At 52.1% G+C, this 7855-nt stretch carries 6 protein-coding genes and 1 pseudogene; 3 read left to right on the top strand and 4 right to left on the bottom strand.

Translation table 11 applies throughout. The annotated features are described in order from the left end of the window. Positions 1-470 precede the first annotated feature (470 nt). The gene (locus Q7V48_08175; GenBank protein MDO9210711.1) at positions 471-1700 is read left to right on the top strand and encodes an MFS transporter; all 1230 of its coding nucleotides are present in this window, start codon (positions 471-473) and stop codon (positions 1698-1700) included. Between the two features lie 65 nt (positions 1701-1765). On the opposite strand, the pseudogene Q7V48_08170 reads toward Q7V48_08175, so the two are convergent. Then, positions 1766-2002, bottom strand: a pseudogene (locus Q7V48_08170) (aldehyde dehydrogenase family protein). A gap of 221 nt (positions 2003-2223) precedes the next feature. Next, on the bottom strand, positions 2224-3003 hold the full coding sequence (locus Q7V48_08165; GenBank protein MDO9210710.1) for an enoyl-CoA hydratase-related protein: 780 nt from the start codon (positions 3001-3003) through the stop codon (positions 2224-2226). Between the two features lie 446 nt (positions 3004-3449). Here Q7V48_08165 and Q7V48_08160 point away from each other — a divergent pair, with 446 nt between their 5' ends. After that, positions 3450-4592 carry a DNA recombination protein RmuC gene (locus tag Q7V48_08160; protein ID MDO9210709.1) on the top strand — a complete coding sequence of 381 codons (1143 nt, stop codon included), beginning with the start codon at positions 3450-3452 and terminating at the stop codon, positions 4590-4592. A 34-nt stretch (positions 4593-4626) separates the two neighbouring features. Here the strand turns inward: Q7V48_08160 and Q7V48_08155 are convergent, their stop codons facing one another. Together Q7V48_08155 and Q7V48_08150 are read right to left on the bottom strand one after the other, a co-directional pair. Continuing rightward, a complete protein-coding gene (locus Q7V48_08155; GenBank protein MDO9210708.1) occupies positions 4627-5388 on the bottom strand; it encodes an RNA methyltransferase in 762 nt (253 codons plus the stop codon). Between the two features lie 34 nt (positions 5389-5422). Beyond that, positions 5423-6187 (bottom strand): thermonuclease family protein, encoded by a 765-nt coding sequence (locus Q7V48_08150; GenBank protein ID MDO9210707.1) that lies wholly within the window; start codon positions 6185-6187, stop codon positions 5423-5425. Between the two features lie 371 nt (positions 6188-6558). Here Q7V48_08150 and Q7V48_08145 point away from each other — a divergent pair, with 371 nt between their 5' ends. Further along, positions 6559-7644: an iron ABC transporter permease gene (locus Q7V48_08145; GenBank protein MDO9210706.1), complete on the top strand. Its 1086-nt coding sequence runs from the start codon at positions 6559-6561 to the stop codon at positions 7642-7644. Positions 7645-7855: the final 211 nt, after the last annotated feature.

The following is a 7855-nucleotide window of genomic DNA, read 5'->3' as shown; positions in this document are numbered from 1 at the left end:
GGGCGAAGATCGGTAAGGCCCCCCAGGTCGAAAAGCAAAGCACGGCGTTCCCAAAGGACCTCTATAAAGAGTGCCGGGTCTCCAAAAGGTGCGTTGAGTAATTGCGCGAGAAGAAGGGGTTTCAAAATGAATCAAAAAGGCTTGGGGTCATTTTTTTCTTGGCCACTGCCTTCTCCTCCTTCTTCAGGCCCGATGGGCAGAACTGAAAAAAATCATACGCAATGCTCCAACCTTCGTCAATAAGTTTTTTTTCTTTGCCTCCCTTCAATTTTTATTTTTTCATGATTTCAAAAGGATTATCAAGACCCGGGAAGAGACTGCCCGGCCCGGACGGGAGGGTGAATCTCTCCCTCTTTCATCACCCTCCCGTCCGAGCTCCTTTAATCAAAGGAAATTCATCAACCTATTGAAAAGTGAAGGGGGGCGAGATTTTTCTTCAATAAACATAGGAACTATGTTATGGAGAACCCATGCGGGAGGGACGGAAATCCGTTCATTATGGCTGGCTCATTCTTTTTGCCGGTTTTATCGGGGTTATGGGTTCGCTCGGATTCGGCCGTTTCGCCTACACTCCCATTCTGCCCTCGATGAAAGAGGCCCTTTCCTTAACGTATGCCCAGATGGGCTGGATCGGCACGGGGAACTTTGTCGGCTATCTGACTTTCTCCCTTTTGGGGGGATATCTGGCCACCCGCCTCAGCCCGCGCCTCGTAATTTCAGCTTCTCTTCTTCTCGTAGCTGCCTGCCTGATCCTAACCGGACTGTCCCATTCTTTTGAATTCGCCTTGACTATGCGTACGCTTACCGGGATCGGCAGCGCTGGCTCGAATGTCCCCATTATGGCCTTAGCCTCGGCTTGGTTCGCCTCGAATCGGCGGGGGATGGCCACTGGAGTTTTGGTCAGCGGCTCCAGCGTGGCCTTACTTTTGTTGGGCCCTCTGATCCCTTGCATTCTGGAAGCCTTTCCCGACGGCGGATGGAGGATATGCTGGTACATCCTGGGAAGCCTCACCCTGGCCATCGCCGGGCTAAATTATTTTGTTCTGCGGAATCGCCCCGAGGAAAAGAACCTACTCCCCATCGGCAGCACTTTAAGTCCTCCATCCAGCCCTTCTTCTTTTTCCTGGAGCAGGGTCTACGCTTCTCGACCTCTCTGGCATCTGGCCGGAATTTTTTTCACCTTCGGATTTTCCTACATCATTTACATGCAATTTTTCTCGGCCTATCTGATCAACGAAGCGCGGATTAGTGCAGAGAAGGCGGGAAGCTATTTAATGCTCTTGGGCATCCTGAGCATCTTCTGTGGCCCTTTCTGGGGCACTGTGTCCGATTTTATCGGGCGTAAGTATGGCTTGGCTCTGGTTTTTCTCATCCAGGGGACTTCCTACCTGGTTTTCGGACTCATTAAATCCAGCCCCGGCTATTTAATCTCCACTATTCTCTTTGGGTTGACAGCCTGGTCCGTTCCTTCCATCATCTCCGCAGCCGTCGGGGATTCGATCGGCGCGCGCATGGCCCCGGCGGCCCTCGGTTTTACCATCCTGATCTTTGGCATAGGCCAAGCCCTGGCCCCGCCAGTTGCCGGGAAAATCGCTGACCTAACTGGTTCTTTCACTCCAGCCTTTATCCTCTCGGCGGTAGTGGCGTTTACAGGCATGGCCGGAGCCCTGCTGCTTCCCAAAACAGCCACTAAAAACTGATGTCACCCTCAAGCTGTGATGCCCAAAAGCAGATCTTCGATGAACTGGCCGAAGAGCTCGAGGAATTACACATCAAATTTAATGCCCTGCGCCAGCGGCAGGTCGGTACTCCAATTAATGGTATTGGTCTGCCGCCGCATATAAGCTTTCCATGCGTCGGAGCCGGACTCGCGGCCGCCGCCGGTGTCCTTTTCCCCCCCGAAGGCACCACCGATCTCCGCACCGGACGTGCCGATGTTCACGTTGGCAGTACCGCAGTCCGAGCCCTGATGCGCCAGGAATTCCTCCACCTCCCGCAAGTCAACAAAGGAAGCTGGTGAAGTAACTACGCTTCAATCAAACGGGGGATGAATTTCATCCTGAAAGGGGCATGACAATCGCCATTCTCAATTTGGCTCCGGGCAGCCTTGGCCAAAGCCAAGATATTCGCCCTCACCTTTCTATTGCCGAGAACAGGAACCTGCCCCCTTTTCAGTAGGTGTTAATTTTCAACTATGCCCCGGATTCCCTTGACGTGGGGGGACTATTTCCCTTTGTATTCAGGCTTCCTTTTTTCCAAGAAGGCCTTCGACCCTTCTTTCTGGTCCTCCGTGCCAAAGCACATAGCAAAGAGATCCCGCTCATAGTCCATGCCCACAGTTAAAGGAACGTCGAGGGACTTGTTAATGGCCAACTTGCACAGCTTCAGGATGATCGGGCTATGGCGCAGGATCGCTTTCGCCATCTCCATCACCGCTTCCCGTAATTTTTCCTGAGGGACTACTTTGTTGATAAGCCCTAGCGCCAACGCCTCCTGGGCAGAAATAAAGCTCCCGGTAAAAACCAGCTCCTTGGCTTTCTTTTCACCGACCAGCCGCGGAAGAACCTGTGTCCCGCCGGCCCCTGGAATGACGCCGACATTAATTTCCGGCTGGCCAAACATGGCATTTTCAGAAGCAATAATAATGTCGCAAGCCATTGCCAGTTCACAGCCGCCCCCCAAGGCGAGACCATTGACCATGGCGATTGCGGGTTTGGGAATTTCCCGGAGCAAGTCAGTCATCCTCTTGATACCTTTGCCCCGGAGAATATCAGCCGGCGTCCTCTTGGGAAATTCGCTGATATCTGCGCCGGCGCTGAAAGCTTTATCTCCAGCCCCGGTAACGATGATGATGCGAACGTTGTCATCATCCCGACTGTTCTCAAGCGCCCATGTAATTTCCGCTCTTACAGCGTCATTCTGGGCATTTCGAACCTCAGGACGGTTTAGGGTAATCCAGGCCAGGAAGTCTTTCTTTTCAAAAATTATGTTTTTTAATTCCATCATTATCTCCTTTCATTAATTTTAAAAACACCTCTTGGTAAAAGATCCTTTTAAACCACATCCAGTATAGAAAGCAGGGTCTTAGGTGTCAAAGGAAAAAAAGCTTATTTTTAGTAGCTCTAAGAGGTTTGATCTCAACATTCGATTCTGCTGCAAAATCCCGGGCATTGAGTCTCGGCCGTCTGTGCCCGAAGGCAAGCTAAGTCTCTCTCGTAATCTTTGCCAAGTCGTTTTAGAACCTACATCCCCATCTTTCATGAATATCAACCCTTTTAGGCTTCTATTGACAATTGAAGATGTGACCCAATTTCCATCAAGAAAGCGGAAACATTTCTTTCCCATTGAGGGGAAGATAATTTTCTGGTAACCTTAACTTAAAACTTCAAGAGTGGATCAGCTTTCTAGATTCTGAGTCCCCAATTCTTTATGTTTTGGGTTGGAATACTATGGAAATTGGGATACTGGCCCTTCTGGGCATTTTAATCGTCTTAGTTCTTTTCTTCTTCGTACAGAGCACCCGACAATGGCGGGAGATGCGCGCCACGAAAGAGAAAGACCCGGCCTTCCTGCTCCTGCAGCAGCAGATCGACGGTCTGCGCGACCAGGTAGGCCGGTCCCTCGATGGCAACGTGCAGCTCATGCACCAGCAGTTGAGTTCCCTGTCCAGCCAGGTTACCAGCCAGTTGAATTCCATCGCTTCCCAGGTTAGCGAGCAGGTAGGAACCGGGATGGGCCTGGTGCAGAAGGCCAGCCAGCATTTCGGCGACCGGGTGCAGGAAGTTCAGTCTCGATTGGCTCAGCTGGATGAAGCCAACAAACGCATTTTAGAGGTGGGCCGTTCCATCGCCAGCCTGCAGGAAATCTTGCGGGCCCCTAAAATCCGGGGTGGGTTGGGTGAATTCCTGCTGGGCGACCTTTTAGCCCAGATCATGCCCGCTGAATACTTCACCCTGCAACATTCCTTTAAAAGTGGAGAACGGGTGGATGCGGTTATTCGCTTAAGTCAGGGGCTTGTCCCTGTCGACGCCAAGTTTCCTCTGGAAAATTTTCAGAAGGGCCTTCTGGCTGAGGACGATGGAGCGAAGAAGAGTTTCCTCAAGCTCTTCGCCGCTGACGTGAAGAAACATGTGGAGGCGATCGCCAGTAAATACATTCTGCCGCATGAAGGAACCTGCGATTTTGCCCTCATGTATATTCCCGCCGAGAATGTTTACTACGAGGCCTTCATCAAGGATGAAGCCCTGGGCGAAGGGAAGAGTTTGCGGGAATATGCTTTCGTTAAACATGTCGTCCCGGTTTCTCCCAACAGCTTTTATGCCTACCTGCACACGATTCTCCTGGGACTGCGGGGGATGAAAGTGGAAGAGAGCGCCCGGCAGATCCTTCGCGACCTGGGCGGATTGCGCGGGCAACTGGACAAATTCCAGGAGGAGTTCAGGAAACTCGGAAAACATCTGGAGCAATCCAAGGGAAGTTACGACTCGTCCCAGAGACAGCTCGAGAAGTTCAGCGACAAGCTCGCGGCCGTGGAAACGCCCCCGCTTATTCAAAGTCCTGAAGAAACCTCCAACAAAACGCCCAACGCCTAGCGAAATACCATGGTTTTTCCCTTTGCGCTCTGCGCTATGCGCTTTGCGTCTCTTTGTCCCGTTTGGTGGCGTACCATTCCAGCTGCCGGAAGATCCCGCGCAGGACGGCCACGTCCCGGTCGGAAAGGTTGGCTTTTCCGAAAATCCGCCGCAGGGTATGCATGATCCTTTTGGGGTTTTTCGGATCGAGAAAACCGATGCGCAGGAGGAGTTCTTCCAGATGGGCGTACATTCTTTCTACTTTTTGAAACTCCGCTAATTGGGGAAGCAAAGGTTCTCCGGGGGAGTGGGAAAGACTGGCTAGGTAGAGTTCATAGCAGACCAGCATCACGGCCTGGGCCATGTTCAGGGAGCGGAGGCTGGAGTAGGTGGGCAGGGTGATCAGGGCGTGGCAAGGGGCCAGTTCTTCGTTGGTCAGCCCTTTGTCTTCCGGGCCGAAGAGGATGGCCACCGGGATCGTCCGGGCATGGGCAATGATCTCCGGGCAGATCTCCCGCGGTGTGATAAAAGGGCCGCGGTTTCTCCCCTTGCGAGCTGAAGTCCCGGCGAGCCATCGAAATCCCCTTAAGGCCTTTTCCTGGGAGGGATAAATTTCTGCTTTCTCCAGGATGTCCCGAGCTGAAGTGGCCATCATGCGGGCCTCTTCAGACAAATGATCCTGGGCCGGTGATACCAGGATGAGCTGGGAGAGTCCCATGTTTTTCATGGCCCGGCTCACCGCCCCCATGTTCCCGGCGAATTGGGGTCTGATCAAAACAATGGCGATGTTATCCAGGGGATTGTTTAAATTAGCCACCGAGGACACAGAGATCACCGAGCTTTAAAACCTTTCACCGCTGCGCTTCTCCGGTTTTTGCCCGCCGATACCCGGCCTTTTCGGCCTCTTCCGGAGTATCGAAGAAGACGCGGTTTTTAGGGTTTACCCTCGCTGCGCCCGAGCTTCCGAGCATATGGTATATCATCGAACGTTTATTGGCTACGATTTTATCTGGCGGAACTGGATATTCCTTCGCGGAAGGTTGTGGCGCTTTCCCTCGGATCAGGTGCCTGAATTGGGGAAAAAGGTTTTCATCCCGCTTTGTACGTTTGCGAAATTCATACGGCCTTTCCTTGAGGCCCTTCTTTTTATCCCAGACTCCGAGTCCTTTTTCCCTGGCCGCTTCTTCAACCTCCTTAAGCTCCGCAGCGTGTTTTCCATTAAAATGACCCGGGTAAAAAAAAGCGTTGCCGGATTTGACCATCTCTTGGTTGATAAAAGTATGGTCTATAAAAACATAGGCCAGAAGCCGGTGATATTTGTCCCGTTCATCGTCTTCTTCTATCTCCAGTCGCACGGTCTTTCCTTTGACCAGCGACTGAGCAAAATCCCTGGCTCGCCTCCCCCAAGGTTCCTGGCCGATCCTTTTTTGATGGGTTACCTCCGGGGCATCAATCTCCCGCAGGCGAACGTGTTCTTCCCGAGCATGAATACGCCCTAAGATTGTGTCGCCGTCAAATACCTTGAGGACCTTGCCGGAAAGAGTCTTGGCCGCAGCCGCTGAAGGGAGGAGGCAAGAGACGACGAAAAAAAAGAAGAGAATCCCATGAAAGATCATTAAAAACCGCCGCCCTCTGCTTATTTCCTACGCCTGAAAGTATCAAACTGGGAGAGTTTCGTCAACGGAAGAAAAACTTTTGCCACCCCTCCGCCCGGTCCCCGCGCTGGATGATCCTCCCAGGCCCTGGGGTTCAGGGCGTTTCGCTTGGCATCACGGAAAATAATTCGCTCTGCGCATAGCGCTCAGCGCTAAGCGTCTTTAACGATTGGTCGATGCTGCCGGCCCTCATCGCCCTGAACCCCAGGCCACGAATAGGGATTTTGTAAAAGTGAAGAGGGACGAGTTATAAAAATTGATTGACAAGAGACTCTAATGAATAAACTACCCCGCCGCAAGCGGCGGGGAATAAACCCTAAAGTGATTTAACGGTGTTGCGTACTGTGACCCTGCCTCTCATTACGCCGGCCATCATGGCCGCCACCCTGATGGTCTTCATGACCAACCTTAGTGCTTTTGGAGCCCCGGCTTTACTCGGAGGGGGGATCTCAGTCTTAGCCGTGGAGTCCGTGATCCAGACTCTGGGAGTCTTGGACTGGGGCATGGGAACGACCCTGAGCGTAATCCTTCTAATCCCTTCCTTTCTTCTTTTTTACTTCCAGAACTGGTATAGATCCAAACGCTCCTATGTCACGGTTACAGGAGCACCGGCCCATACGGAAGTCAGGAAAACCCCCTGGAGGATCAAAGGCCCTATCTTTGGGTTCTGCCTCCTTCTGTCAGGGATCGTCCTGGTCACTTATCTGGTAATCTTCCTGGGAGGTTTTTCCAAGGTTTGGGGGGTGGATAGCTCCTTCACCCTGAAGCATTACCGTCTCGTATTCACCAACACGATGCGGTCAATCATCAATAGTTTGCTCCTTTCGTCCATCGGCGCATTGTTCGCCACACTCCTGGGGGTTCTGATCGCCTACCTCATCGTTCGCCAAAGCTTCCTGGGGAAGAAAGTTATGGATTTTCTGGGAACCCTCCCTTATGCCGTACCTGGCACCATGATGGGGCTAGGGTTTGTAGTAGCTTTCAACAAAGCTCCGCTGATCCTTACCGGAACCGCCTTTATCATCGTTTTGGATTACTGCATCCGCCGTATGCCTTTCGGCCTGCGCTCCGGGGTATCCACTTTGAGGCAGATTGACGTGGCCATGGAAGAGGCTTCCGCGGATCTGGGTGCCCCCTGGGTTACCACCTTCCGCAAAATTGTTCTGCCCCTGATGAAGCCAGCTTTCATTGCCGGGATCACCTTCGCTTTCATTCGGGCGATCACGGAACTGACTTCCACGATTTTTTTGGTGACGCCCAAATGGAGAGTGATGGCTGTGGACATTTACAATATGGTTGAATCCGGGGCGCTCGGGGGAGCAGCGGCCATGTCTACCCTGCTCGTGGCCATTGTGATAATCGTCCTGGTAGGGATTTACCGGGCGACGGGAGCGATGGCTTCCATGTTCCGGATGTGATAAAAATTTGGCCACAGAGGACCCAGAGCGCACCGAGAAATTAAATCCCAAAATCAAATATTATTGATGGTCTCGTAAAAAGTCTGTAAATACGCTTTTCTGTCATTCCGGCGAAAGCCGGAATCCAGTCCTTTCAAATAGTTATAAGTTCTCTGGACTCCGGTTTTCACCGGAGTGACGACTTTTTACGAAGCCATCATTATTGACTTTC

It is taken from the genome of Deltaproteobacteria bacterium (assembly GCA_030654105.1).
Classification (GTDB): domain Bacteria; phylum Desulfobacterota; class SM23-61; order SM23-61; family SM23-61; genus JAHJQK01.
Note: the sequence above shows the minus strand (reverse complement) of the source record. Positions and strands in the feature narration are given on the sequence as shown.

Coding starts and splice junctions, on each gene's coding strand:
- Q7V48_08150 (MDO9210707.1), bottom strand. CDS start 6,187: ATGATCTTTCATGGGATTCTCTTCTTTTTTTTCGTCGTCTCTTGCCTC.
- Q7V48_08160 (MDO9210709.1), top strand. CDS start 3,450: ATGGAAATTGGGATACTGGCCCTTCTGGGCATTTTAATCGTCTTAGTT.
- Q7V48_08165 (MDO9210710.1), bottom strand. CDS start 3,003: ATGGAATTAAAAAACATAATTTTTGAAAAGAAAGACTTCCTGGCCTGG.
- Q7V48_08175 (MDO9210711.1), top strand. CDS start 471: ATGCGGGAGGGACGGAAATCCGTTCATTATGGCTGGCTCATTCTTTTT.